Source organism: Dactylosporangium sp. NPDC005572, from assembly GCF_040605515.1.
In the GTDB taxonomy this organism is placed as follows: domain Bacteria; phylum Actinomycetota; class Actinomycetes; order Mycobacteriales; family Micromonosporaceae; genus Dactylosporangium.
The window spans coordinates 1-24,118 of sequence record NZ_JBEXCY010000071.1; the positions used below are offsets into that span (position 1 = coordinate 1).

The 24,118-nt window shown below is 72.5% G+C and carries 26 protein-coding genes; 8 read left to right on the plus strand and 18 right to left on the minus strand.

Annotated elements, in window-relative coordinates:
* From ABZS66_RS29455 to ABZS66_RS29485, 7 genes are all read right to left on the minus strand, one after another.
* A partial coding sequence (locus ABZS66_RS29455) for a tetratricopeptide repeat protein (RefSeq protein WP_354763229.1) occupies positions 1-1,890 on the minus strand: 1,890 nt, incomplete at its 3' end.
* Positions 1,887-2,240 (minus strand): hypothetical protein, encoded by a 354-nt coding sequence (locus ABZS66_RS29460; protein WP_354763231.1) that lies wholly within the window; start codon positions 2,238-2,240, stop codon positions 1,887-1,889. The genes ABZS66_RS29455 and ABZS66_RS29460, both read right to left, overlap by 4 nt.
* A 73-nt stretch (positions 2,241-2,313) precedes the next feature.
* Positions 2,314-3,387 carry a hypothetical protein gene (locus ABZS66_RS29465; RefSeq protein WP_354763233.1) on the minus strand — a complete coding sequence of 358 codons (1,074 nt, stop codon included), beginning with the start codon at positions 3,385-3,387 and terminating at the stop codon, positions 2,314-2,316.
* 5 nt (positions 3,388-3,392) lie between these two features.
* Positions 3,393-4,508: an SPFH domain-containing protein gene (locus ABZS66_RS29470; RefSeq protein ID WP_354763235.1), complete on the minus strand. Its 1,116-nt coding sequence runs from the start codon at positions 4,506-4,508 to the stop codon at positions 3,393-3,395.
* Positions 4,509-4,594: 86 nt separating this feature from the next.
* Complete coding sequence (locus ABZS66_RS29475) at positions 4,595-5,443, minus strand: alpha/beta hydrolase (protein ID WP_354763238.1); 849 nt, start codon at positions 5,441-5,443, stop codon at positions 4,595-4,597.
* Positions 5,443-6,054 (minus strand): VOC family protein, encoded by a 612-nt coding sequence (locus ABZS66_RS29480; protein ID WP_354763240.1) that lies wholly within the window; start codon positions 6,052-6,054, stop codon positions 5,443-5,445. The genes ABZS66_RS29475 and ABZS66_RS29480 overlap by 1 nt, the downstream gene beginning before the upstream one ends.
* 39 nt (positions 6,055-6,093) lie before the next feature.
* Entirely contained in the window at positions 6,094-7,284 is a 1,191-nt protein-coding gene (locus ABZS66_RS29485) for an MFS transporter (protein WP_354763242.1), read from the minus strand.
* A gap of 96 nt (positions 7,285-7,380) precedes the next feature.
* On the opposite strand from ABZS66_RS29485, the gene ABZS66_RS29490 reads away from it, so the two are divergent.
* Both ABZS66_RS29490 and ABZS66_RS29495 read left to right on the plus strand, forming a co-directional pair.
* Complete coding sequence (locus tag ABZS66_RS29490; protein ID WP_354763244.1) at positions 7,381-7,911, plus strand: TetR/AcrR family transcriptional regulator; 531 nt, start codon at positions 7,381-7,383, stop codon at positions 7,909-7,911.
* Between the two features lie 10 nt (positions 7,912-7,921).
* Positions 7,922-8,287 carry a DUF427 domain-containing protein gene (locus ABZS66_RS29495; protein ID WP_354763246.1) on the plus strand — a complete coding sequence of 122 codons (366 nt, stop codon included), beginning with the start codon at positions 7,922-7,924 and terminating at the stop codon, positions 8,285-8,287.
* Between the two features lie 8 nt (positions 8,288-8,295).
* On the opposite strand, the gene ABZS66_RS29500 is transcribed toward ABZS66_RS29495, so the two are convergent.
* Positions 8,296-9,138: an NAD(P)-dependent oxidoreductase gene (locus tag ABZS66_RS29500; RefSeq protein ID WP_354763249.1), complete on the minus strand. Its 843-nt coding sequence runs from the start codon at positions 9,136-9,138 to the stop codon at positions 8,296-8,298.
* A gap of 79 nt (positions 9,139-9,217) precedes the next feature.
* Positions 9,218-10,516 carry an enolase C-terminal domain-like protein gene (locus tag ABZS66_RS29505; protein ID WP_354763251.1) on the minus strand — a complete coding sequence of 433 codons (1,299 nt, stop codon included), beginning with the start codon at positions 10,514-10,516 and terminating at the stop codon, positions 9,218-9,220.
* A 44-nt stretch (positions 10,517-10,560) separates the two neighbouring features.
* Here ABZS66_RS29505 and ABZS66_RS29510 point away from each other — a divergent pair, with 44 nt between their 5' ends.
* The 4 genes from ABZS66_RS29510 to ABZS66_RS29525 all read left to right on the plus strand — a co-directional run bounded on the left by ABZS66_RS29510 (position 10,561) and on the right by ABZS66_RS29525 (position 14,397).
* On the plus strand, positions 10,561-11,412 hold the full coding sequence (locus tag ABZS66_RS29510) for an ROK family protein (RefSeq protein WP_354763253.1): 852 nt from the start codon (positions 10,561-10,563) through the stop codon (positions 11,410-11,412).
* Positions 11,413-11,438: 26 nt separating this feature from the next.
* Positions 11,439-13,460, plus strand: coding sequence for an alpha-galactosidase (locus tag ABZS66_RS29515; RefSeq protein WP_354763255.1), 2,022 nt, complete (start codon positions 11,439-11,441; stop codon positions 13,458-13,460).
* A 71-nt stretch (positions 13,461-13,531) separates the two neighbouring features.
* A complete protein-coding gene (locus ABZS66_RS29520; RefSeq protein WP_354763256.1) occupies positions 13,532-14,026 on the plus strand; it encodes a hypothetical protein in 495 nt (164 codons plus the stop codon).
* A 20-nt stretch (positions 14,027-14,046) separates the two neighbouring features.
* Positions 14,047-14,397 carry a hypothetical protein gene (locus ABZS66_RS29525; protein ID WP_354763258.1) on the plus strand — a complete coding sequence of 117 codons (351 nt, stop codon included), beginning with the start codon at positions 14,047-14,049 and terminating at the stop codon, positions 14,395-14,397.
* Positions 14,398-14,419: 22 nt separating this feature from the next.
* On the opposite strand, the gene ABZS66_RS29530 is transcribed toward ABZS66_RS29525, so the two are convergent.
* The gene (locus ABZS66_RS29530) at positions 14,420-14,674 is read right to left on the minus strand and encodes a hypothetical protein (RefSeq protein ID WP_354763260.1); all 255 of its coding nucleotides are present in this window, start codon (positions 14,672-14,674) and stop codon (positions 14,420-14,422) included.
* Between the two features lie 162 nt (positions 14,675-14,836).
* Here ABZS66_RS29530 and ABZS66_RS29535 point away from each other — a divergent pair, with 162 nt between their 5' ends.
* Positions 14,837-15,526 carry a LuxR C-terminal-related transcriptional regulator gene (locus tag ABZS66_RS29535; protein WP_354763262.1) on the plus strand — a complete coding sequence of 230 codons (690 nt, stop codon included), beginning with the start codon at positions 14,837-14,839 and terminating at the stop codon, positions 15,524-15,526.
* Positions 15,527-15,644: 118 nt separating this feature from the next.
* Here the strand turns inward: ABZS66_RS29535 and ABZS66_RS29540 are convergent, their stop codons facing one another.
* The 8 genes from ABZS66_RS29540 to ABZS66_RS29575 all read right to left on the minus strand — a co-directional run bounded on the left by ABZS66_RS29540 (position 15,645) and on the right by ABZS66_RS29575 (position 22,909).
* Positions 15,645-16,382 carry a helix-turn-helix transcriptional regulator gene (locus tag ABZS66_RS29540; protein ID WP_354763264.1) on the minus strand — a complete coding sequence of 246 codons (738 nt, stop codon included), beginning with the start codon at positions 16,380-16,382 and terminating at the stop codon, positions 15,645-15,647.
* A gap of 82 nt (positions 16,383-16,464) precedes the next feature.
* Positions 16,465-17,139, minus strand: a complete 675-nt coding sequence (locus tag ABZS66_RS29545) for a hypothetical protein (RefSeq protein ID WP_354763266.1) — start codon at positions 17,137-17,139, stop codon at positions 16,465-16,467.
* Positions 17,140-17,265: 126 nt separating this feature from the next.
* Positions 17,266-17,751 (minus strand): DUF1707 and DUF4190 domain-containing protein, encoded by a 486-nt coding sequence (locus ABZS66_RS29550; RefSeq protein ID WP_354763268.1) that lies wholly within the window; start codon positions 17,749-17,751, stop codon positions 17,266-17,268.
* Between the two features lie 129 nt (positions 17,752-17,880).
* Entirely contained in the window at positions 17,881-18,720 is an 840-nt protein-coding gene (locus tag ABZS66_RS29555; RefSeq protein ID WP_354763270.1) for a sugar phosphate isomerase/epimerase family protein, read from the minus strand.
* Positions 18,717-19,802, minus strand: a complete 1,086-nt coding sequence (locus tag ABZS66_RS29560; RefSeq protein WP_354763271.1) for a Gfo/Idh/MocA family oxidoreductase — start codon at positions 19,800-19,802, stop codon at positions 18,717-18,719. Before ABZS66_RS29560 ends, ABZS66_RS29555 begins: the two co-directional genes overlap by 4 nt.
* Positions 19,803-20,660: a carbohydrate ABC transporter permease gene (locus ABZS66_RS29565; protein WP_354763272.1), complete on the minus strand. Its 858-nt coding sequence runs from the start codon at positions 20,658-20,660 to the stop codon at positions 19,803-19,805.
* Positions 20,650-21,573 carry a sugar ABC transporter permease gene (locus ABZS66_RS29570; RefSeq protein ID WP_354763273.1) on the minus strand — a complete coding sequence of 308 codons (924 nt, stop codon included), beginning with the start codon at positions 21,571-21,573 and terminating at the stop codon, positions 20,650-20,652. Before ABZS66_RS29570 ends, ABZS66_RS29565 begins: the two co-directional genes overlap by 11 nt.
* 4 nt (positions 21,574-21,577) lie before the next feature.
* Positions 21,578-22,909 carry an extracellular solute-binding protein gene (locus tag ABZS66_RS29575; protein WP_354763275.1) on the minus strand — a complete coding sequence of 444 codons (1,332 nt, stop codon included), beginning with the start codon at positions 22,907-22,909 and terminating at the stop codon, positions 21,578-21,580.
* Between the two features lie 106 nt (positions 22,910-23,015).
* Here ABZS66_RS29575 and ABZS66_RS29580 point away from each other — a divergent pair, with 106 nt between their 5' ends.
* The gene (locus ABZS66_RS29580; RefSeq protein ID WP_354763277.1) at positions 23,016-24,041 is read left to right on the plus strand and encodes a LacI family DNA-binding transcriptional regulator; all 1,026 of its coding nucleotides are present in this window, start codon (positions 23,016-23,018) and stop codon (positions 24,039-24,041) included.
* Positions 24,042-24,118: the final 77 nt, after the last annotated feature.

The window sequence follows — 24,118 nt, forward strand, 5'->3', positions numbered from 1 at the left end:
GTCGGCGTCGACCGCCTCGACCCGGCCGCCGGTGCGGTCGACCATCACCCGGACGCTGGGGGCGCCGGCCAGGGCTACGGCGGCCCGTGCGGCGTTGTGCGGATCGGGGGCGGCCAGGCCGGCCAGCAGGTCGCCCGCCTCGCGCAGCACGGGGACGGCGCGGTCCGGCCGGCCGAGCGCGGTCAGCAGGGTGCCGACGTTGATCAGGGTCAATGCCGTCGCCCGTGGCTCGCCGAACTCCCGCCGCACGGCCAGCACCTCGGCGTAGAGCGCCGCCGCGGTGTCGCTGTCGCCGGCCTCCCGGTGCATGCCGGCGAGGCCCTCGGCCGCGTCGGTCTGGCCGGTCCGGTCACCGATCTCGCCGTACCGCGCCATGGCCGCCTCGGTGTGGAGAAACGCCGCCGTCAGGTCGCCGGTCGCCGCACAGGACCGGCCGAGCCGCTTCAACATGACCGCCTCCGCCCACGGCTCACCCCACGCGAGCGCGGCGTCGACGCCGATCCCGTCGACGGTCAGCCGGTCGCGGTAGTGCTTGCCGTACAGGAACAGCGGCCACAGCGCGTAGGCCAGGTGCCAGGCGAGCTCGGGCCGCCCTATCGCGGCCGCGTCGGCAGTCGCGGCGACCAGGTTGCCGCGTTCGCGTTCCAGCCAGGCGAGGGCGCTCGCCCGCCCGTCGAACGCCGGTACGGGCACCGCGGGGACGCCGGCCCGGTAGGGCAGCCGCCGCCGGTGCGGCGTCAGCAGCCGGTCGGCCGCCGCGGCGGCGGCGAGGTACCACTCAAGGATCGCAAGCCGCGCCGCGCCGAGCGGTTCGTCGCCCGCAGCGCATCGCCGAGCGTGCAGCCGGGCGAGCACGTGGAAGCGGAACCGGTCCTCGGCCGTCTCCTCCACGAGGTTGGCGTCCGCCAGCCGGTCGAGGGCGCCGGGGTCGGCGGTCAGCGCCGCGACCACGCCGGAGCCGAAATCGCGGCCAGGATGGAGGGCCAGCCGGCGGTACAGCGCGGCAGCGGACGGGTCCAGCGCGCGGTACGACGTGTCGAGGACCGCCCGGACCGGGACGCCGCCGGGCACCGCGAGCTCGTGCAGGCGGTCTGCCGCGGCGGCGAGGTCGGCCACCGCGCCCCGAACGGACAGGGCGGGCCGCACGACCAGCCGCGCCGCCGCGACGCTCAGCGCGATCGGGAGCCCGCCGCACAGCGCCGCGAGCTCAGCGGTGGCGCCCGGCTCGCGAGCGGCCCGCTCGGCGCCGACGGCGCGGACGAGCAGCGCCTCCGCGTCGGCCGCGGGCAGCGGGCCGACCTCGACGAGCCGGGCGCCGTCAGGCACCAGGCCCGGAAGCCGGCGGCGGCTCGTCACGACGACCCGGCTCGCCGGCGAGGCGGGCACAAGGGCCCGGACCTGCGTCGCGGAGGCCGCGTCGTCGAGCACCACGAGCACCGCCCGCCGGGCCGTCAGCGAGCGGTAGAGCGCAGCCTGCTCGGCCGGGGCGGCCGGGACGAGCCGGGCCGGCACACCGAGCGCGCGGAGCAGTCCGGCCAGCGCGTCGGCCGGCTCGACCGGGCCGGCGGCACCGAACGCGCCCAGGTCGACGTACAACTGTCCGTCCGGGAACCGGCCCGCAACCCGGTGGGCCCAGATGGTGGCCAGCGCGGTCTTGCCCGCGCCGCCCGGCCCGCTGAGCACGACGAGCGGCGGTCCGTCCGGCGCCAGGACGCGGTCGAGGGCGGCGAGCTGCTCGGCCCGGCCGACGAAGCCGGGCGGTGCGGGCAGCAGCTGGCGGGGCACGGGCGGGCCGGCCCGGACGCCGTGCAGGTGTACGCCTCCGTGGATGTCGCGGGCCTGGACCGCCGACCCGGCGACGCTGCCCGACAGGTCGTTGCTGGCGGTCACAGCACAACGTTGCCGTGGATGTCGCGGGCCTGGACCACCTTCGTCGCGGTGCCACCGAAGTGGTTGACGACGTCACCCGCCGGCAGTGCGGCCCGCAGCCGCGCGGCCAGGCCGGGGTCGTCGACCATCGCGCGGTGCAGCGCCGCCGCCAGAGCTGTGATACCGGCGGGGTCGGCGGGCCGCTCGACGACCGCCTCCAGCGCAGCGGCGTCCGGGCCGCGGCGGCGCAGCCGGGCCCGGACCAATCGGACCAGGGCTTCGGCCGCGCCGCGCCCGGACGCGACCGCGACCTCCGCGCCCTTCGCGGCGATCGCGGCCGCCACAATCATGGCCAGCGCATCGGGCGTCATCGTAACCCTCCCCGATCTCACGATCCGTGCCCAACAGACTACTGCCAGTCTGCATCGAACGGCACGAATTGGATCAATGGGTCCGGGTGTACCAGATCAGGAACACGATCGCGGCCACCACCAGGACGCCCGCGGTGATCGCGGCGGCGATCTTGGCGGCGCTGTACGGGCGTTCGCCGGCCACCTCGCCCGTGCGGCCGTTGACCTGGATGTTGAACGTCTTGCCCGCGTAGACGTAGCAGGCCAGCCAGACCGGCAGCAGCATCAGTTTGAAGGTCGTCTCGAAGTACTCCGTGTCGACCTGATGCACCCGCTGCTCATCGCCGCCGATGTCCTGGCGGCAATCGTCCTCGATCTCCGGGGCCATCTTGGCCTTGGCGTCCTCCAGGCCCTCCTCCGGCTCGACGTCGTAGCGGAGCGTCTCGTGGCCGGCCAGGTACTCCGGGCGATAGGGCTCGGCGTCCGTGAGCGGCCACGGGTCGAGGGCCTCGAGGTGCTTCGGCGTCACCTTGGTCGTGCCCGTGACCAGGACGTCGTCGAAGCTGCGGCCGACCGTGCCGCTGGCCGGGTACCAGCGGGTCTTGCGCACCTGACGGGTCTTCGTCTCCCCGTTGACGGTGTACGTCTCCGTGTCCCAGTAGTGCTCGCCGCGCTCGCCCCGGTAGTCGGACACCGTCCGGGTGTCGAACGTCCAGTGCGGCAGGTACGTGCTCTTCGCCGACTCCGCCTCGCTGACCTTCTTCAGGCCGTTCGGCGCGAACCAGCGCGACGACGCCCACTTGCCCAGGGACTCGCGCAGCTGCCGCTTGTCGAGGGTGAAGGGCAGTACCGCCTCCGGCACCACCTGGTCGGCCGGGTTCACCTCGGCGACGACGGCCGCGCCGCAGAACCGGCAGCGGTCCGAGATCGCGTCCGACTCGGTGGAGGCGCCGCAGTTCTGGCACGTGAAGACGTGCTTGGCCAGCAGCGCGACCGGCTTGCGGGGCAGCTCGGCGAACTGCTCCCAGTCGTGCTCGCGGACCTCGCGGGTCGGGGCGGCGAGCGGGGTCTCGTGCCCGCAGTACGGGCAGCGCAGCACCGTCGTGCCGGGCGCGAACTCCACGTTGGCGCCGCACCCCGCGCAGGGGTACTGGGTCTGCAGCACCATGGCGGTCAGCCCTGCGGCGGCAGGGGCGGCGGGACGGCGGCGAACAGCGAGCCCAGCTCGGCCACCTGCTCGGCCGGGGTCCACGCGGCCATGCCGTTCTTCCAGACGAGCGTGGTGCGGCCGATCGCGCCGGAGCGGACCTGCGCGCCGAGCGCGTTCAGGTCGAACGGCCCGGCCTGGGTGCCGTTGATGCCGGCGAACCACTGGTCCTGCTGGGGCAGCGGAGGAGGACCCGCCGGCGGAGGGGCCGCTGACGGAGGGGTCGCCGACGGGGCCACGGCCGCCGCCATCCGCTGGCCGGCGGCCATGCCCAGGCCCAGGCCGAAGCCCTCGCCGGCACCGCCGGGGTTGTTCGCCGCGTCCTCCATGGCGTTGGCCGCCTGGAGCTTCGTGTACTGGTCGAGGTTGCCCAGCACGCCCATCGAGGTGCGCTTGTCGAGCGCCTCCTCGACCTCCGGCGGCAGCGAGATGTTCTCGATGATGAACTTCGGGATCTGCACGCCGTAGCCGGACAGCTCCTCGGTCAGCACGCCGGCCAGCTTCTGCCCGATGACGAGCTGCTGCGCGGCCAGGTCGAGGACCGGCACCTGGGCGGCGGCGAGGGCGCTGCCGAGGTGGCCGACGATGAGCTGGCGCAGGAACTCCTGCACCTCCTCGGTGCGGAACTGCGGGTCGGTGCCGACGAGCTCGCGCAGGAGCTTCTCGGCGTCGACGACGCGCAGCGAGTACGCCCCGAAGGCGCGCAGCCGGACCATGCCGAACTCGGCGTCGCGCATCATGACGGGGTTCTGCGTGCCCCACTTGAAGTCGGTGAACTGCCGGGTGTTGACGAAGTACACCTCGGCCTTCCACGGCGAGTCGAAGCCGTACTTCCAGCCCTTGAGCGTGGAGAGGATCGGCAGGTTCTGCGTCTGCAGCGTGTAGGTGCCGGGCGTGAAGACGTCGGCGATCTGCCCCTCGTTGACGAAGACGGCGGTCTGCGACTCGCGGACGACGAGCTTGGCGCCCATCTTGATCTCGTTCTGGTACCGCGGGAACCGCCAGACGATCGTGTCGCGACTATCGTCGAGCCACTCGATGATGTCGATGAATTCGCCCCGGACCTTGTCCCAGAGTCCCACGGCAGTTCCCCTTCTTGCGGCTTGCGGATCTTCGGCCGACGCTAACAACAGTCTGCGCCCACCACACAAGTGGTGTCGGGAAGCCGCTACCGGGTCAGCGCGGCGGCGTCGGCGAGGAAGCGGTGGTCGGCGGCGGCCGAACCGGTCGAGACGTGCGTCATCGTCGAGAAGTTGTGCACCAGGCCGGGTTCGGTCCGGTGTCGTACCGCCACGCCGGCCCGCCGCAGCCGGGACGCGTACCGGGCGCCGCCGTCGCGCAGCGGGTCGTGCTCGGCGGTGACGACGAGCGCCGGCGGCAGCCCGGTCAGGTCGGCCTCGAGGGGGCTCACATCGGGGGCACCGTCCGGCGCCCACCAGGTCAGCCATTCCCGCAGGTCACGGATCTCCAGCGTGTAGCCGCTGCCCTTCTCGGCGACGCTCGGCTCGGCCAGCGCGAGGTCGGCCAGGGGGCAGGTCAGCAGCTGGCCGGACAGCCGCTCGCGGAAGCGCAGGGCGGCCTGGATCGCGAGGAAGCCGCCGGCCGAGTCGCCGGCGACGGCAACCCGCCCGCCGTCGGCGAGCTCGTGCTCGACCACGGCGACGACGTCGTCCACCGCGGCCGGGAAGGGGTGCTCGGGCGCCCGGCGGTAGTCGACGGCGACGACGGTGTGCCCGGTCGCCGCGGCGATCCGCCGGCAGAAGGCATCGTGGGTCTCCAGGTCGCCGAGCACGAACCCGCCGCCGTGGGCGAACACGATCCGGTCCGGGCCCTGGCGGTACCGCCGAACCGAAATCCGGCCGATCTGACCGGAAGTGACCGGCATGTCCGGCCCGGGTGGCCGGAGCCGGGCGCGCTCACGCGACCCGGCCCGCATCGCCAGGACCTCGTCGACCGTGGCCGGCGGGCCCGGCGGGGGCGGGCCGACGATCGAGGCGATGTAGTCGTCGGCGTACATCAGTCGCGGCCCTGCCAGGTGGTGATGCACGCCTCGTTGCCCTCGGCGTCGGCGAGGACCCAGAACGCCGGCGCGCGGTCGGCCGACACAAGCGTCCCGCCGGCCGCGAGCGCCGCCTCGATGCGGGCGGGTGCCTCGTCGTGCGGGACCGAGATGTCGAAGTGGATGCGGTTGCGCTGCGGCCGCGGCGCGTCCATCTGCTGGAACCACACCGCCGGCCCGACCCCGAGCGGGTCGACCACGGCGTTCGGGTACCCCTGCTCGTCCTCGTAGGCGAAGATCGCCCGCCAGAACGGCTTGACCGCGGGGATGTCGAGCGCGTCGATGGCCAGCTCGACCAGCTGCGTGCCGCCGGGCCCGGTGGCGAGGCCCTCCTCACGCACGGTCGCGGTGAGCCGCCGGGCCGACTCGATCGCCTCGGCCGGCAGCGTGAGCAGGACATGGTCCTTGGTCAACTGGAGCTGGAGCCGGGCGTCGCCGGCGGCGGCGCACCGGGCGGCGACCTCGGCCGCCTGCCCGATCGAGCCGACCGGCACCGTGGCGCGGATGGTGCCGAGGACGTACCGCCAGCCGAGGTCGCCGACGGCGTCCTGAATCTCCGAACGTTTCACGTTCCTACATATACAGGTCGACCCCGATGCCGTCGGTCCTCACACGGCCGGCCTGAGCGTCATCCGCCACTGCGCCGCCAGCCCCGCCGCGGCGGCGAGGACGATCGCCAGCCCGTACCACAGCGTCGTGCGCAGCAGCCCGAGCGGCGCGACCAACTGCCCGGCGACGATCGCCGGGACACCGAAGGACAGGTAGGCCGCCAGGAACACCGCCGCGAACAGCCCGGCCCGCTGGTGCGCCTCGGCGAGCGGCCCGACCGCCCGCAGCGCTCCCGAGAACGAGGCGCCGAACCCGGCGCCGCCGATCAGCCCGCCGACCCACAGCAGCGCGAGCACGTGCCCGGCGAGGCCGGCGACCACGATCGCCGCCCCGGTCAGCACGGCGGCCGCCCCGAGCACGATCACCCGGCGCGGCGCGTGCCGCCCGAGCACGAACCCGGCGATCGCGGCCGCGGTCGGCGGCACGAACGCGGTGGCCCCGTTGAGCAGGCCGCTGTCGATGCCGAACAGGTCGCGGATGATCGACGGCGACAGCCCCATGAACAGCCCGGCGAACATCCACGAGGCGAGGTGCACCGGCGCGGCGGCCGCGAACTCGCGCCGCGCGCCCGGCGGGATGGTGACCCGGGGCCGCAGCGACGCGAGCGCGCCCGCCTGCCGGGTGACGGTCTCCGCGGAGGCTGCGGCGGCCACGGTACCGAGGAGGATCAGCACCGCCAGCGTGATGAACACGATGCGGTTCGCCTCGTGGGTGAACTGGACGGCCACGCCGGTGAGCAGCGCGCCGAGCCCCAGCCCGCCCGCGGGCGCGACGGCGCCGACGATCGCGCCGAGCCGCTTGTGCTCGGGCGGCGCCAGCTCCACGAGCGCTGCCGTGAAGGCGCTGCTGGCGGCCCCGGTGGCGACCCCCTGCACGACCCGCGCGGCGATCACCCAGCCGATGTTCGGCGCGAACACGAACATGAGCATCGCGACCAGCTCGACGGTGAGCGCGCCCACGAGCACGGGCCGCCGCCCGACGTGGTCGGAGAGCGACCCGACCACCAGCAGGGCGGCGAGGAGGCCGATCGCGTACGCGGCGAAGGCGATGGTCAGGACCCACGGCGCGAAGCCCCACTGGCGCTCGAACAGCACGAGCAGCGGCGTGGGCGCGCCGGCGGCGAGGTAGAGCGAGGCGAACGCGATCCCCGCTCCGGTGAAGGCGAGCCGCGGCGACAGGGTGGTGGTCATTCGGCGCACTCCTAAAGCAAATCCCTTTGCGTTACGCTGGGACGGTACCCCTTGACCGGGCACTTAAAGCAAAAGTTTTTGCGTTAGGAGGCTCACATGACGGCCCCAGCCCGCCGGACGGGCGGCCGCAGCGCGGCCGTCCTGACCTCGATCCGCGCGGCCGTCGAGGACCTGGTCCGCGAGCGCGGCGCCGAGCGCGTCACGATCCCGCTGGTCGCCGAGCGTGCGGGCGTCAACCCGACGAGCATCTACCGCCGCTGGGGCGACGCGGCCACGATGATCAACGACATCGCCACGTACCGCCTGGACCCGTCCCGCCCGCTCCCGTCGACGGGCAGCCTGCGCGACGACCTGACCGCGTGGGCGGCCGAGATCGTGGCCCACTACCGCAAGCCGGTGAACGCCGCCCTGCTGCGGGCCGGCGCCGCGGTCGCCGGCGAGGGCCTGTCCGACTGCCTGCGCAACCGCCGGTTGGAGGCCGCGCAGCTGGTCACCGACTCCGCGGTGACGGTCGAGGAGGTCATCGACACGGTGATCGCCCCGATCGTCTACCGCGTGATCTTCCTACCCGAGACCCTGGACGAGGCCACGGCCGCTCGCCTGGTCGACAGGCTGCTTCCTGCATAGTGTTGATCGCATGAGCCGACCGCATCTGGTACCAGGACCGGACCACCCGATCACGATCGAACCGTCGAAGGCCCGCGTGGTCGTCCGCGTAGGTGAGCAGGTCATCGCGGACACGCAGGACGCGCTGACCCTCCGGGAGGCGACGTACCCGCCGGTCTACTACATCCCGCTGTCGGACGTGGACGAGTCCGCGCTGCAGCGCACGGACCACTCGACGTACTGCCCGTACAAGGGCGACGCGTCGTACTACAGCATCGGGGACCTGGACAACGTGGTGTGGACCTACGAGACCCCGTACCCCGAGGTGTCCCCGATCGAGAAGCGGGTCGCCTTCTACACCAACCGCGTCGAACTCACGGTCGTCAACACCGACTGACCTCCGACTTACCCCTGCATCTCCAGATGACGGGTCGGGTGGAAACCGAGCAGCTTCGTCGCAGCCGACGTGTCGATCGGGGTGTTGCGGCCGGGGATCGGCTCGCGGATCGGGGTGTCCGGGTGGTAACGGCGGATGAGCTCCTCCGTCGGCCAGGGCGCCAGCGTTTCCGGGGCCGCCAGCAGTACCGCGTGGAAGCCCTCCCCCGGCACCGTCACCGCCAGGCGGGCGGCCACGGCGGCGTCGTCCACGTGCAGGTACGACCAGGAGTCCTGGGCCGTCACCGCCGGGTCCGCGCGGACCCGCGCGGCCATCCGGCGCAGCTGGTCCCAGCCGACCGTGTACGGGAAGCGGAGCGACACCACGGCGGCGCCGTAGCGACGGGCGATCATCTCGCCCGTCGCCTCGTCGACCTGCTTCGACAGCGCGTACGGGTCGGCGACCTGCAGCGGCGCCCGCTCGTCGAGCGGGTAGTACGGCGGGTGGGCGCCGTGCGGGGAGAACGCCGTGCCGAACATCGCGTAGCTGCCGGCGAACGCCAGGTGGCGCACGCCGCGGCGGGCCGCCTCGTCCAGGACCACGAACGTCGCCCGGGTGTTGTCGCCGAAGACCTCCAGCGGCGTGCCGTGGTCCGGTGACGGGCGGGCCGCCAGATGTACCACGGCATCCACACCGTCACCGAGCGCGTCGGCGACGACGGCGGGGTCGCCCGCCGAGCCGACGACCAGGCGGGAGACCGGCAGGTCGGCCGGCTCCAGCGACAGCCCGACCACCGAGTCACCGCACTCCAGCAGATGACCGACGACGGCCCGGCCGATGTTGCCGCCGGCCCCCGTCACGAGCACCCTCACGGCGCCTCCGCTTCGCTCCGGCCCCGCGAGACCTCGCTGAGCCTCTGGTGAGCGGCCCCTCCGCTGCGCTCCGGACCGCTCACGGCGCCTCCAGCGCGCCGTCGGGGCGGCGGACGACCGCGGCCCAGCGGTCGAAGAGGAACTTCGTCGGCGGGTACTTCGCCGCCTCGCGCTCGTCGAGGTCGACGCCCCAGCCGGGCTGGTCCGAGGGGTACATGTAGCCGTTCGTCACGTCCGGGCAGCCGGGGAAGACCTCGTGCGTGGCCTCGTTGTACTCGTGCGACTCCTGGAACCCGAACGCCGGGCTCGACACGTCGACCGCCAGGTTGGCGGCCACGCCGACCGGGGACACGTCGGCCGGCGAGTGGAACGCCGTGCGCACCCCGCACAGCTCCGCGAGCGCCGCCAGCTTGCGGGTCGGGGTGAGGCCGCCGACCGCCGACGTGTGCAGGCGGATGAGGTCGACACCACCGTCGCGGATGAGGCGGGCGGCGTCGACGACCGAGCCGAGCTGCTCGCCGACCGCGAGCGGGACGGGCGACGCGGCGCGGACCTCGGGGAGCCGGTCGTAGTGCTCCGGCGGGATGACGTCCTCCAGGAACGACAGCCCGTACGGCTCCAGCGAGCGGGCCAGCACGATCGCCTGCTTCGGGGTGAGCCGGCTGTGCACGTCGTGCATGAGGTTGATCTCGCGGCCGAGGCGCTCCCGGGCCGCCTCGAACAGCGAGGGCGTGCCGCGGAGGTACCGCTCGGGGTCCCACCCGTCGGGATTCGGCGAGCCCGGGTAGTGGCCTCCGGTGCCCGCGGCGCCGTAGCTGCCCAGCCCGGGCTCGGCCCGCTGGAGGCGGATGCAGCGGTACCCCAGAGCGATCAACCGCGAAGCCTCGTCCAGCACCTCGTCGGTCGAGCTGCCGGAGGCGTGCGTGTAGACCTCGACCCCGCCCCGGACCCGGCCGCCGAGCAGCTCGTACACCGGCAGGCCGGCCCGCTTGCCGGCGATGTCCCACAGCGCCTGGTCCAGGCCGGAGAGGGCGTTGTTGAGCACCGGGCCGTTGCGCCAGTACGACGAGAAGTGCACAGTGCGCGTGATGTCCTCGATGTCGGCCGGGTGCCGCCCGACGGCGAGCGGGCCGACGTGCTCGGCGACAGCGGCGGCCACGGCGGCGTAGCGCTGGGTGAACGTCGCGCACCCCAGCCCGTACAGCCCCGGATCCGAGGTCTCGACCTTCACGACGACGAGCGGCAGGCCCTCGGGCGCGGTCACGATCGGCCGCACCGCGGTGATCCGCAGCTTGTCGCGGGCGGGCCAGGGCGGCCGCGCCTCCGGCAGTCCGCCGTCGGGGTCCAGCAAGCGGTTCGGGTCGTGCTCCGCGGTCACCAGCTCAGCCTCCTGCCGATCATGTGTGCAGTAACGTTACCGCCGTGCATGGGTTGGTGCGGGTCCTCGAGGTCGGCGGTAGTCACGTGACCGCGGCGAGTGTGCAGCTCGACGGGCACCGGGTGCTGGACCGCCAGCGGCACCACCTCGACCCGAGCCGCGACGCGCACGCGATCGTCGGCGTGCTCGCTGACGCGGCGAAGCGGCTCGACCCGGACCCCGGCGACCGCTGGGCGGTGGCCATGCCCGGCCCGTTCGACTACGTCAACGGGGTCTCGCTGCACGAGGGCGTCGCGAAGTTCGACAAGCTGCACGGGGTGAGCCTGCGCGAGACGCTCGCGGCGGCCATCCCGGCCCGCCCGGAGGCGTTCACGTTCGTCAATGATGCCGACGCGTTCCTGCTCGGCGAGTGGGTCGGCGGCGCGGCGGTCGGGGCGAGCCGCGCGGTCGCGGTCACCCTCGGCACCGGCATCGGGTCGGGCTGGCTCGCCGACGGGGCGATCGTGTCCAGCGGCCCCGACGTCCCGCCGGACGGGGAGATCCACTTCTGCGACGTCGACGGCCGGAACATCGAGGACGTGGTCTCCGATCGTGCGCTGATCCGGCGGTACCGTGACCGCTCCGGAACGACCGTGGACGGCATGCGGGGCCTGGCCGAGCTCGCCCGCGCCGGCGATGCGGACGCCAACGCCGTCGTCGGGGAGGCGTTCGGCGCCCTCGGCCGGCTGCTCACCGAGTGGCTGGAGCGCTTCCGGGCCGAGGTCGTCGTGGTCGGCGGGTCGATGACCGGCGCGTGGGACCTCATCGAGCCGGCCCTGGCCCTCGACGTGCCGGCCCGGCCGGTGCACGACACCGAGCACGCGGCGCTGCTGGGCGCGGCGTGGGCCGGGCAGTGATCTCGTCACCCACGTTCGGTTGCTGGGTGCTGCGCACCCCGGGCAGCGCCTACGTCGTGCACCTCGGCGGCGAGGACGTGCCGCTGACCGCCCACTGGGGCGCCCCGGTCGACGACGAGACCGCGCTGGCGCTGGCCCGGGTGCCGCTCGGCACGGCCCGGGGCTGGGAGAGCGCGCTCGACGGCCACGAGGAGTACCCGTCCGACAGCGGCCTGCGCTTCGCCACGCCGTCGCTCGCGCTGCGCTTCCCCGACGGGCAGCGCACCGTGCGCTGGCGGTTCGTGTCGGCGTCGATCGACGGGGATCACCTTCGGCTGTACTTCACCGAGCTCACCCGCGCCGTCCGGCTCCTCCTGCACTACCGCGTGGTGTCCGACGTCGTCGAGCGGTGGGCCGAGCTGCGCGCCGGCGAGCCGGTCGAGGTGCTGCGGGCCGACAGCGCGGCCTGGTGCCCGCCCCGCCGCGAGGACTACCGGCTGTCCTCGGTGCACGGCCGGTGGGCCGCCGAGTGGCAGCTGCGGCGCGAGGCGCTGACCGCGGGCCTGGTGCGGCTCGGCAGCCGCCGCACCACGACCAGCCCGACGCAGAACCCGTGGTTCGCCCTCGACGACGGCACCGCCACCGAGACCGCCGGCGAGGTGTGGAGCGCCGCCCTGGCCTGGTCGGGCACCTGGCACATCGACGTCGAGCGCCAGCCCGCCGGCCGGGTGGTGGCCACCGCCGGCGCCGGTTCATCGCTCGCCCTCGCCGCCGGCGAGACCCACACGACCCCGGTGTCGGCGGGCCTGTGGACCGGCGACGGTTTCGGAGCCGTCAGCCGGATGTGGCACCGGTACCTCCGCGAGCACGTGATGCCGTCCGGCGCCGAGCTGCGCCCGGTGCTCTACAACTCGTGGGAGGCGACCGGCTTCCGGCTGGACGAGACGAACCAGCTGGCCCTGGCCGAGCGGGCCGCCGCCCTCGGCTGCGAGCTGTTCGTGATGGACGACGGCTGGTTCGGCGCCCGCCTGAGCGACGACGCGGGCCTCGGCGACTGGACGCCGAACCCGGACCGCTTCCCCCGCGGCCTCGCCCCGCTCATCGCCCGGGTCAACGAGCTGGGCATGCGGTTCGGCATCTGGGTCGAGCCGGAGATGGTGAACCCGGACAGCGCCCTGTACCGCGCGCACCCCGACTGGGTGTACGCGACGCCCGGCTACCCCCGCCACGAAATGCGCAACCAGCTGGTCCTCAACCTGGGGAAGCCGGAGGTCGCGGCCTGGCTGCACGGCTGGATGGACGCGCTGCTCGCCGAGCACGACATCGCGTTCGTCAAGTGGGACATGAACCGCCCGGTCACCGACCCCGGCCCGGACCCGTCCTGGCCGGCCGCCCACACGCTCTCCCTGTACGCCATCCTCGACCGCCTCCGCCGCGACCACCCCACGGTCCGGTTCGAGTCCTGCGCCTCGGGCGGCGGCCGCGTCGACCCCGGCATCCTGGCCCGCACCGACCAGGTGTGGCCGAGCGACAACACCGACGCCGCCGACCGCCTGCACATCCAGGAGGGCTTCGGCCAGGTGTACCCCGCCCGGACGATGACGGCGTGGGTGACCGACGCGCCGAACTTCCTGACCGGCAACCGCCTCCCGCTGCGCTTCCGCTTCCACGTGGCGATGGCGGGCGTCCTGGGCATCGGCGGCGACCTGACCCACTGGACGCTCGACGAGCAGACGGAGGCCGCGGCGCTGATCGCGCAGTACAAGCGGATCCGCCCGATCGTCCAGCACGGCGCCCTGCACCGCCTGCGCTCCCCCGCGACGTCGACCGCCCCCGCCCTGGCCTACGTCCTGGCGGACGAGGTGGCGGTCTTCCAGTGGCTGGCCGGCCACCGCTACGGCGAGCCGTACGTCCCGCCCCGCCTGCCGTTCCTCCCGCCGTCGACGCGGTGGCAGGACGCGGAGACGGGCACGCTGTTCACGTCGGCGTTCCTGGCCACGCACGGCCTGGACGCGACCCTGTTCCGCAACCACGACAGCGCCGTGACCCACCTCCGCCGCGCCCCCTGAGCGGAATCACTCGCCGGCTCACTCATATTCATCGATGTTCTCGAATGCAAATTGCACCTGATGATTGACGGGTGCGAATTCGGATCACCGCGGCACTCATTGCGTCGCTCGCCGCGCTCGCGGCCTGCGGCTCCGACCCGCCGGCAGCGCGACCGGCCGGTGCGCGGCCCGACCCGCCCACGGACGGCCGGTGCACCGGCATCGACCCCGCCGTCCGGCTGGGTCAGCTCAGGGCGGCGAAGGCGTCCCTCACCAGGCCACCCGGAAAGGACTCCAAGCTCGCCGCGAACGCGGGCGAATACGCCTACGCCTCGGCACCCGTGGATGTCGCCGGCGCCGGGAAGTACACGTTCCGGTTCGGCCCGGTGCCGGCCGCCTTCGACTATCCGACCAGCCCGTCGAGCCTGTCGTTCGACACACCGGGCGACTTCCACGGTCAGGTGACCATGGACCTCCAGCGCGACCCCGCGCTCGTCCAGCACGACGGCGCCCGCTTCCTGGAGGCGTACGCCGAGGTCACCAGCGACCTCGGCCCCTGCACGGCACTGGTGATTTTCCTGTACTGACAGTGCACAAGGAGGACATCATGCTCGGACGTCAACTCCGCCGCGCGCTCGCCTACAGCTCGGTCGCCGGCGTCTCGGCGGTCGCCGCGGCCGTCCTGGGCCCGGCCGGCCCGGCGACGGCGGCGGTCTGCTACGCGGTCACCGGCGTCACCACGACGGTGTACGTCGGCGACTACCCGTCCCCCGCCATCGCGTTCCCGCTGTACAACTCGGTCGTCTCGACCTACTACAACGCCAAGCCGACGAGTGTGGCCTACAAGGTCAGCACGTCCTCCCTGCAGGGATACGGCACCTTGTACGTCTACATCTACAACAACGGCGGCAGCACCGCGTACCTCGACGGCTGGGTCACGTTCGCCTACGCCTGCTGACCCGCTGTAGGCGGGTTGCGGCTCACGGGAGCTCGATGAGTCCCGTCCCGGCCGGCCGCGCGGCCGACCGCCGCCGGCGCATGCGGGCCGCGGTGACCATCCCGCCGACCACGGCGCCCACGACGGCGGCCACCTGCATCTGGACGATCTCGGCCCGCTCGTCGTCGACGGGCACCCGCACCTCGACCCGCTCGACGACCGGCGCCTCCGGCAGCGGGTACGTGGCCTGCGCGGCCGCCGGCGTGGCGAATACCGTGCCGCCGACAATGGCGATCATCGAAATCACATTTCTCATGAACGCAGTTTCGATCGGCGCAACGGCCGGGCACGATACGACATTGCGCGTATTCCGCCGGCCCCGGCCGGGCCAATAGACTGGCGCGGAAAGGGGGTGCAGGCGATGACCCCGATCTCGCTTCCCGACCACGACCTGCACCGCATGCTGCGCATCGCCGAGGCTCCTGACCTGGGCGACGACGGTGACGGCCTGCCCTGGTCGATCCTGCACGAACTGCGCGGGCTCGTCCGCTGCGAAGTGATCGAATTCGGCAGCTTCGACGCCTCCCGGCGCAGCTATTTCTACGATCAGGGTCTCGACCAGCCGGCCTACGATCCGGATCAGGACGACGTATTCTGGGATCTCTTTCCGACATCCTGCGGCTTTCAGGATCCGGCCCAGCCGTATCGGACCGTCCGCCAGTCCACCGACCGCTACACGCTGGCCGAGATGCGCCGCACGCCCCTGTATCTCGAGTTCTGCCGGCCGCTCGGCCTGCACCACTCGCTCCAGGCCTGCTGGCAGGCCGGCGCCGGCCGGGAGCTCCGGCTGGTGCTGCACCGCGGACGGCACGACCCCGACTTCGACGACCGCGACCGCGGCCTGATCACCCTGCTGCGCCCGCACGTCCTGGCGGCACACCGGGCGCTGCTGCGCCGCCGCGACCCGGTCCCGGACCTCACGAGCCGGCAGTGGGAGCTGCTGCGCCTGATCGAGGACGGCCTGACCAACCGCCAGATCGCGCGGCACCTGTCGATCAGCGAGCACACGGTCCGCAAGCACCTGGAGAACGTGTTCGCGCGCCTGGAGGTCGCGAGCCGCACGGCGGCGTTGCGCCGCGCCTTCCCCTGACGGTCAAGCCACGCCTTCCCTGGCGATCAAGCCGCGCCTTCCCTGGCGATCAAGCCGCGCCTTCCCTGGCGATCAAGCGCGCTTTCCCTGACGATCGAGCCGCGCCTTTCCCTGACGGTCACTCGCGCGCCGCGACCAGCGCCGCCGCGGCCGTGCGGGACCGGGCGCCGGTGCGGGCGAAGACGTGCTCCAGGTGCTTGCGGACCGTCGACTCGGCGATGACCAGGCGGCGGCCGATCTGGGCGTTGCTCAGGCCCTCGCGGACCAGCATGAGCACCTCCCGCTCCCGGCCGGTGAGCCGCGGCGCGGCCGCCCGCCGGCGCCGGCCCTCGGCGTGGATCTCCCACAGGTGCGGCCGGACCAGCTCGGCGACCAGCCGGTCGCGGTCGCTGAAGTCCCGGCCGGGGCCGCGCCAGAACGAGACCTTCCGCATCTGCCCGTGCGGCGCGGGGAACGCCAGGTGCATCCCGTGACGCAGGCCCCCGGGGCCGTAGTACCCGGCGACCAGCGGGGCGTTGCGCAGCGCCGCCGGCGAGTAGAAGTCCGACCACCGCACCGCCGTGGCCAGGTCGCCGGTGCGCCCCGGGTAGGTGCACGGCTCGAACTGCCGCGCCGCGGCCCAGAAGCCCTCGTCGGCCGGCGGGTCGCAGTCGTCGCCGAGGTACCGGTCGCCGGGCTCGTCCCACTGCAGCAGCAGGGTCCGGCAGGCCGCGGTGTCCTCCTCGTAGAAGGACACCGCATCGCACGGCACGAGCGCCGCGAGGGCGCTCATGACCGCCCACGGCAGCCCGTCGGTCGGTTCGTCGTGCCGGGCGTCGACGACGCCGGCCAGACCACGAACGTCACGCTCCGTCATCGGTCAACGCTAACTCCGCCCCGGCGCCCGGCGACATACGCGTTTCGGCGAATGTGTGCCGCAACCACCCACCTCCGCCGTGTCACTGCCTGAGATAGCGCAGGCCGCGCTTGCAGTACGTGCGGGGGTTCGTGTCGAGGTAACGGGCCCACGGCGGGTCGGGTTCGTTGCGGAGCCAGGCGTAGCGGGCCAGCGCGTAGCCGTACATCGGCTCGGTCAGGTAGCCCAGGCGGGTCGTGCGGTACTGGGCGGTGTCCGCCGTGTACTCGAAGGCGGCGTTCGCGCCGAAGATGCCCAGGCCGAAGTAGACCGTCAGCAGGTCGGTCAGCGGCTCGTGGTCCTCGCTGTCGGCCGTGATGCGCCCGTCGGCGAGCAGCAGGACGTGGCCCAGCTCGTGGGCGATCGTCGCCACCAGCGACATCGGGGCGGCGGCCTGGTCGTCGTGGATGCCGATCACCGACCGGCCGTCGCGCACCCGGTGGTGGCCGGCCGCGCCGGACCAGCGCGACGACAGCGGGACGAAGTTCGCCAGCTCGCGGTTGTCGTCGGACTCGTCGTGCTCGAGCTCGATGCGCGCCGGGTCGACGCCCATGTGGGCGCAGAGCCGCTCCAGCACCGCCCTGACGTCGGCGCGGGTGCCACGGTACTCACCCGGGAAGAACTCGTCGGTCGGCAGCACCACGGTGCCGCGCAGCCGCCCGTCGCCGAACTGTCCCTGCAGCCAGTCCAGCCGCGTCTCGATCCAGTCCTGCTCCACCTGCCGCACCGGACACGCCGGCCGCCCCCACCAGGCCATACCTCCAGTGTGCAACCGCCCCGCAACCCGGAGCCGGGTCCTGAGCCGCCGTCGTTTGCTGCGCCCGAACCGCATCTCCAAGCGTGCCTATTCGAGGTTGGATTCAACCAGAGCCATGAACACGATCATTGCGACCTGCAGGGCCACACCACCGAGACCGCAGATCAGACCGGCCACAGCCATCCCCCTGCTGTTGGCCACGCCGCGGCCGGCGGTGCGCAGGCTGACGATGCCAAGCACGACCGCCGCAATGCCGGTCACACCACCGACGGGGGTACAGGCAACGGCGGGAATCGACACGACGCCGCAGATCAGGGCAGCCAACGGCAGCCCACCGTCTGATGGAGCCGTTGACGCGACGCTCTTCGTCGCCCTCGCATCCGCCATCGGCGGCGCCGGCAGGTCATGGACCAGACGGGCAAGCTCACCCCAGGTACGCGAGCCATACACCAATCGGGTCCGATCGGCATACTCGTCCAAGGTCAGCCGCCCGTCGGCAGCTGCCGCGCCGAGGTGGGCGACGATGGCCTCACGGTCGGCATCTGACGCCCGGAGCCAAGGCGCGGGATACATGACCCGAGGGTACGAGCCCGCGTCGTCCCCGAGAGATCCGTCGACAGGCCGGTCTTGCCCAACCGCAGCGCCGAAGACCGACGCTGCTGCCTTCAGGGGCGCGGGCGGCCGAGGCCGGCCGGGAACGGCTCAGCTGAGGACGGAGCGGAGGTAGGCCAGGTTGTCGGCCGTGCGCTCCTCCAGCGGTACCGCCGTGGAGAAGTCCTCCAGCGTGATCCAGCTGTCGTAGCCCACCTCGCGCAGCAGCCGCAGGTAGGCCGCCACGTCCGCCTGGCCCTCGCGGAGTGGGGACCAGTCCGGCCGCCAGGTCACCACGCCGTCCGGCGACGGGGGTGACGGGTGCCAGGCCACGTTCTTCACGTGGACGTGGTGCAGGTACGGGCCCAGCATCTCGAACGCCGCGCGGTGGTCCTCGTAGCCCTCGATGACCAGGTTGCCCAGGTCGTGGATCACGCCCACCGTCGCCGGGTCCAGGTCCTCGATCAGGCGCAGCGCGGCGGAGGCCGACGACGTGATCGTCTCGTGGTGGAGCTCGACCAGGATCGTCACACCGTGATCAAGAGCCAGGGACGCGGCCCAGGCCAGGTCCTTGCGGGCGTCCGCGAACAGGTCGCGGTAGTGGCCGGAGCGCAGCAGCGGCATCGCGACGCGGAGGCGGCCGGCCCGCAGGGCCGACGTCGCGGCGATCAGGCGGGCCACGTCGTCGCGTTCGTAGGACCTGGCGTAGCCCGCGATGCCGGAGATCTCCAGGCCCGCGTCGCGTGTGATCGCCGCGATCGACGGGAGCTGTGCCTCCAGGCCGGTCAGGGGCCAGGTCGCGCGGTTGCCGGCCCAGAAGCCGGGGACCGGGGCGTCGTCCTGGTCGGTGACTCGCCACTCGACGCCGTCGTAGCCCTGGGCGGCCAGGATCCGGACGGCCTCCGAGGGGGTCCAGTCGGGGGTGGATGCGGTGAAGGCCGAGAATTTCACGAAAGCTCCTCAACAAACGGCATGACGTCGTCGAACGCGCCGTCCAGCACCTGCTCGAAGCCGACCGGGCGGCCCAGCGTGGCCGACACGTACACCGCGCGGACCAGCGCCAGGGCCAGCAGGCCGTCGGCGACCCGCACGCCCGGCGGGCGGCCGGTCTCGACGGCCTCCACGAGGTCGTCGTACTGCCGGAGGTGCCCGACGACGAACGCGTCCGGCTCCCGCGCCGCGCCGAAGCGCTCCGAGGCCGGCAGCGCCAGCTCCGCACCGTCGGCCGACCAGAAGTACTCCAGCTGATCGTCGTGCAGCACGGCCGAGCCCTCCGTGCCGTGCACCGCCAGCCGGACCGGCAGGCCGGGGCGGGCGCTCGTCGTGGCGTGCAGCACCGCGAGGGCGCCGGACGCGAACCGGATCGTGGCCGCGGCCAGGTCCTCGACCTCGATCCGCTCGTGGGACACGCGGGCGGTCTGCGCGTAGACCTCAGCGGGGCGGCCCAGCAGGGCCAGCATCTGGTCGACGAGGTGGATCCCCTGGTTGGCCAGGGCGCCTCCCCCGTCGAAGGCCCACGTCCCCCGCCAGTCGGCGCTGTCGTAGTACGACTGCTCCCGGAACCACGGCATCGACACGACGGCCGAGGTGAGCCGGCCCAGGCGGCCCTCCGCGAACGCCCGGCGGACGGCGACCAGGGCCGGGTCGAAGCGGTGCTGGCTGACCATCGCGCAGGTCAGGCCGCGTGCCTCGGCCTCGGCGGCGACCTTCGCGAACGCGCGGGCCTTCGGCAGCGAGACGTCCAGCGGCTTCTCGACCAGCAGGTGGACGCCGGCCCGCAGCGTCTCCTCGGCCGCCTCGACGTGCAGGCCGCTCGGCGTGCAGATGGCCACGAGATCGATGCCCCCCAGCGCCAGGGCATCGGTCAGCGTCGAACACGCGACCGGCGCCGGGTCGATTCTCGACGCCAGCGCCGTGGCCGCCGCGGGCACCGAGTCGACGACCGCCGCGACCCGCAGCCGCGGGTGGCGGACGATCGCGTCGGCGTGGTTGCCGCCGATGATGCCGGCGCCGACGATCGCAACGTTGAGCATTTACTTGACCCCTCCGGCCGTCAGGCCACCGACCAGGAACCGCTGGAACGCGAGGTACAACACCACCACGGGCAGGGCGCAGACCAGCGCCGAGGCCATCAGCTGCCCGTACACCGGGATCGCACCGCCCTCCTGGGTCGCCCCGAAGACCTGCAGGGCCACGGCGGCGGTGCGGCTGTCGGGGTTGGTCATGACCGACGCGAAGAGCACGTCGTTCCACCCGAGCAGGAACGCGAAGATGCTGGCGACGACCAGGCCCGGCCAGCTCAGCGGGATGACGATCGAGCGCAGGATGCGCCACGACGACGCGCCGTCGAGGCGGGCGGCCTCGTCGAGCTCGTGCGGCAGCCCGCGCAGGTAGGTGACCATCACCCAGGTCGAGAACGGCAGCGCGAACGTCAGGTAGGTCACGAACAGCGCCCACCGGGTGCCGATGACCTGGATGCCGAGGACGGTGGCGAGGTTCGCGAACAGCACGAACACCGGCAGGAGCATCAGGGTGCCGGGGATGCTCTGGAGGGCGAGCAGCCCGCGCAGGATCAGGCCCTTTCCGAGGAAGGTGTACCGCACCAGCACGTATGCGCTGGCCACCGACACGACGGCGCAGACCAGCGCGACGGTCCCGGCGACGAGGAGGCTGTTGCCCAGGCCGGCGCCGAGCTCCACGGTCGACCAGATCTTCGCGTAGTTGCCGGGGTGCCAGGCCGACGGCCACACCTCGCCGCGGGTCACGGCGAGATCGTCGTTGACCGATGCCAGCAGCATGTAGGCGACGGGTCCGAGCGCGAAGGCGAGGATGAGCGCGACGACGACCGTCTGCAGCCAGCGCGGCAGCAGCCGCTGCACGTCAGCTTTCATCGCTGTTCAATCGGACGGCGCGCAGGTACAACGCGAGGGGAATCGACACCAGCAGCAGTGACAGCACCGCCATCGCCGCGCTCAGGCCGAACCGGAAGTTCTGGAAGCTCTCCACGTAGGTGAGCACGGGCAGCACCTCCACGTCGTGCGGGGCGGGCACGCCGAACAGCACGTACGGCAGCGTGAAGTTGTTGAGGTTGTGCAGGAACGAGATCACCAGTCCGAGGCCGAGCACACCGCGCAGGTAGGGGAAGATGACGTACCTGAGTTTCGCGAACCATGCGGCGCCGTCCAGCGCCGCCGCCTCGTGCACCTCGCCGTCGATGCCCTGCAGGCCGGAGAGCGCCAGGAGGTACACCAGCGGCCAGGACGTCCACAGCTGCACGACGACGAGGGCCCAGTAGCTCAGCGGCCCGTTCAGCCAGAGGTGCTGCTCGCCGAGGATCGCGTTGACCGGGCCGGACGGCTGCAGGATCGTGCGCCAGACGGTGCCGACGACGAACGCCGGCAGCACGTACGGGATGAGGAACGCCGAGCGGACCAGCGCCCGCCCGCGGAAGCGCTGCTGGGTGGCGAGCGCGGCGGCCAGCCCGATCGGCAGGGTGGCCACGGTGACCAGCACCGAGTAGCCGACGCTGATCCAGATCGCGTGCGGCAGCGGGGTGTCGGTGAGCGCCTCGACGTAGTTGTCGAGGCCGATGAAGGGGGCGCCGGTCCATTCGCGCAGCGTGTACTGGTCGAGGTCGAGCAGCGACACGAGGAGCGCGACCGCGAGGGGCACCAGGATGACGACGACCATGAGGACGCCCCCCGGCGCCAGCATCCACAGTGGACGCTGACGCCGGCTGACGGTCCTGCGCTTGCGGGTGGCCGGCCGGCTGGTCGCCGGCCGGACCTCCGTGGTGATTGACATCTGTCTACTTTTGCTTGTCGAGGGCGTCCTGCGCTGCCTTCTGCGCGTCGGCCACCAGCGACTTGAGCTTCGCGTCGTCGACCTTGCCGGCCTGCAGCGACGGGATGGACTGCACGACGACGTTGAGCAGGGCGAGCTGCACCTGGCTCCAGGCCCCGTTGAACGGGGTGCCGGCCGCCTTCGAGGCGGAGTCGATGATCGCCGCGAGCGCCGGGTCGGACTGCAGCTTCTTGGCCGCCGTCGCGTTCGTGGGCAGCTCGCCGAACGTCTTGTAGTACGACTCCTGCTGCTCGGGGCTGGTGAGCAGCTTCACCAGGGCGAGGGCCAGGTCCTTGTTCTTGGTGTACTTCGCGACGACGAGGTTGTCGCCGGACAGGATGCTCGTGGCCGCCACGCCGTTGGACGCGGTGCTGGTCGCGCCGGGCGGGACGGTCGGCATGATCGCGTAGGCGTACTTCCCCGCGACCGCCGACTTGTCCAGCGTGACCTTCGACGTGGCCGACACCATCGGCAGGAACGCCGCCTTGCCCGCTCCGAAGTCGGCGATGGCCTGGGCGTTCTTCCAGCCGACGGCGGCCGGGTTGACGACCTTGTCGGTGGCGAGCCAGCCGAGGTACGTCTGGTAGGCCTTCAGCGTGGCCGGGTCGTCCAGCGACGCCTTCTTGTCCTTGACCAGCGGGTTGCCCGCCTGGACGCTCATCGCCCAGATGAACTTCCACGGGTCGAAGCCGTCGGCGTAGGCGACGGCGAGGCCGTAGCGGCCGTTGCCGGTGTACTTCTTCGCCTGCTCCAGCAGCCCGTCCCAGGTGGTCGCGGGCTTGTCGGTGCCGAGGATCTCGGTGTTGTACGCCATGACGAACGGCCGGCTGGTGAACGGGATGCCGACCTGGTGCTCGGCGTCGGGGCCGGAGATGCCCAGCGTGGCCGGCACGAAGGCCTCCTTGCCGCCGAGCTTCTTCCAGTCGTCGTCCTTGAGCTCGAGGAACGCGCCGGTCGCGTAGGCGGTCGGGGTGAACGTCGTGCCCAGCGAGTAGATGTCGGGACCCTGGCCGGACAGCACGGCCGTCTGGATCTTCGTGAGCTCGTCGTTGGCCGAGGCGAACGTCTCGAACTTCACCTCGGCGCCGGTCTGCGCCTTGAACTTGTCGTTGATCTCGGTGAACCAGGCGCGCTGCTGCTCGGGGTAGATCGTGTTGGCCTGGACCAGCACGTTGAGGGTCTTGCCGGCGCCGCTCAGGCCGTTGTCGGAACTGTTGTCGGAACTGGCGTCGTCGCCGCAGGCGGCCAGGAACAGACTCGCGGCGCAGACGGCGGCGAGGATCGGTAAGCGCTTCATGTGGTGTCTCCCGGGGGTGTTCGGAAGCACGGGGCGGATTGAGGCGAAGCTATCAACGCCTTTCGGAGGATGGCAATCGTTTGCCACCTCTTGCCAAAATGCCGCCATGCCTCGCGCGCACCAGTTCGGCTCCGCCGACCGGCCGGTAACGATCAACGACATCGCCGCCGCCTGCGGGGTGGCCGCGTCGACCGTCTCGCGCGCCCTCAACAACCCGGGCCGGGTCAACCCGGCCACCCGGGAGCGGATCGAGGCGGCGGCGCGGGAGCTGCGGTACGTGCCGAACTCGCAGGCCCGGGCGCTGAGCTCGGGGCGCACCGGCGCGATCGCGGTGCTGGTCTCGGACGTGACCAACCCGTTCTACTTCGGCGTGCTGCGCGGCACCCAGCAGCAGCTCAAGGCGGCCGGCTACGCCCAGCTGCTGATCGACACCGAGGACTCCGGCGAGCTGGAGGTGGAGCTGCTGCACAAGATGCGCCGCTCGCTCGACGGCGCCATCCTGGCCGCGTCCCGGCTGCCCGACAAGGCCCTGGCCAAGCTGGCCGAGGACATCCCGCTCGTCACGATCAACCGCAACGTCCGCGGCGTGCCGAGCACGATCATCGACACGCCGGCCGGCATCCACCAGGCCGCCGAGCACCTGATCTCGCTTGGCCACCGCCGGATCGCCTACGTGTCCGGCCCGGAGCGGTCCTGGCCCAACGAGGCCCGCTGGCGCGCGGCCCAGGACGTCGCCGCGCGGCACCGGCTCACCTTCACCCGGGTCGGGCCGTTCCCGTCGGGCCGCGGGTCGGGGCCGGCCGCCGCCGACGCGGTGCTGAACACCGGCGTGACCGCCTGCATCGTCTTCAACGACCTGCTGGCGATCGGCATCCTCCAGCGGCTGCGCGAGCGGCGGGTCCGGGTGCCGGAGGAGCTGAGCGTGGTCGGCTGCGACGACATCTTCGGCGCCGACTTCTGCCACCCGCCGCTCACCACGCTGACGGCACCCATTGAGCAGGCGGGCCGGGTGGCGGTGTCGATGCTACTGTCACGACTGGACCGCACGACGGCCCCGACCGCCCGCCAGTCGGTGATGCTTCCCGTCCATCTCACCGTGCGTGGTTCCACGGGCCCACTTCTGTCATCATGAACAGCGTCGTGTGCTGAAGTCGACAGGTGCCGTTGTAGGTTATTCACAAGGATCGCCCCCGCCCGGTGGCGGGTCCA

What these genes read in the sequence shown, in the direction of transcription:
- ABZS66_RS29495 (WP_354763246.1), top strand. Translation starts at nt 7,922, where the DNA reads ATGAGCCGACCGCATCTGGTACCAGGACCGGACCACCCGATCACGATC.
- ABZS66_RS29475 (WP_354763238.1), bottom strand. Translation starts at nt 5,443, where the DNA reads ATGTACGCCGACGACTACATCGCCTCGATCGTCGGCCCGCCCCCGCCG.
- ABZS66_RS29570 (WP_354763273.1), bottom strand. Translation starts at nt 21,573, where the DNA reads ATGTCAATCACCACGGAGGTCCGGCCGGCGACCAGCCGGCCGGCCACC.
- ABZS66_RS29535 (WP_354763262.1), top strand. Translation starts at nt 14,837, where the DNA reads ATGCTGCGCATCGCCGAGGCTCCTGACCTGGGCGACGACGGTGACGGC.
- ABZS66_RS29580 (WP_354763277.1), top strand. Translation starts at nt 23,016, where the DNA reads ATGCCTCGCGCGCACCAGTTCGGCTCCGCCGACCGGCCGGTAACGATC.
- ABZS66_RS29525 (WP_354763258.1), top strand. Translation starts at nt 14,047, where the DNA reads ATGCTCGGACGTCAACTCCGCCGCGCGCTCGCCTACAGCTCGGTCGCC.
- ABZS66_RS29575 (WP_354763275.1), bottom strand. Translation starts at nt 22,909, where the DNA reads ATGAAGCGCTTACCGATCCTCGCCGCCGTCTGCGCCGCGAGTCTGTTC.
- ABZS66_RS29490 (WP_354763244.1), top strand. Translation starts at nt 7,381, where the DNA reads ATGACGGCCCCAGCCCGCCGGACGGGCGGCCGCAGCGCGGCCGTCCTG.
- ABZS66_RS29460 (WP_354763231.1), bottom strand. Translation starts at nt 2,240, where the DNA reads ATGACGCCCGATGCGCTGGCCATGATTGTGGCGGCCGCGATCGCCGCG.
- ABZS66_RS29550 (WP_354763268.1), bottom strand. Translation starts at nt 17,751, where the DNA reads ATGTATCCCGCGCCTTGGCTCCGGGCGTCAGATGCCGACCGTGAGGCC.
- ABZS66_RS29485 (WP_354763242.1), bottom strand. Translation starts at nt 7,284, where the DNA reads ATGACCACCACCCTGTCGCCGCGGCTCGCCTTCACCGGAGCGGGGATC.
- ABZS66_RS29530 (WP_354763260.1), bottom strand. Translation starts at nt 14,674, where the DNA reads ATGATCGCCATTGTCGGCGGCACGGTATTCGCCACGCCGGCGGCCGCG.
- ABZS66_RS29565 (WP_354763272.1), bottom strand. Translation starts at nt 20,660, where the DNA reads ATGAAAGCTGACGTGCAGCGGCTGCTGCCGCGCTGGCTGCAGACGGTC.
- ABZS66_RS29560 (WP_354763271.1), bottom strand. Translation starts at nt 19,802, where the DNA reads ATGCTCAACGTTGCGATCGTCGGCGCCGGCATCATCGGCGGCAACCAC.
- ABZS66_RS29465 (WP_354763233.1), bottom strand. Translation starts at nt 3,387, where the DNA reads ATGGTGCTGCAGACCCAGTACCCCTGCGCGGGGTGCGGCGCCAACGTG.
- ABZS66_RS29540 (WP_354763264.1), bottom strand. Translation starts at nt 16,382, where the DNA reads ATGACGGAGCGTGACGTTCGTGGTCTGGCCGGCGTCGTCGACGCCCGG.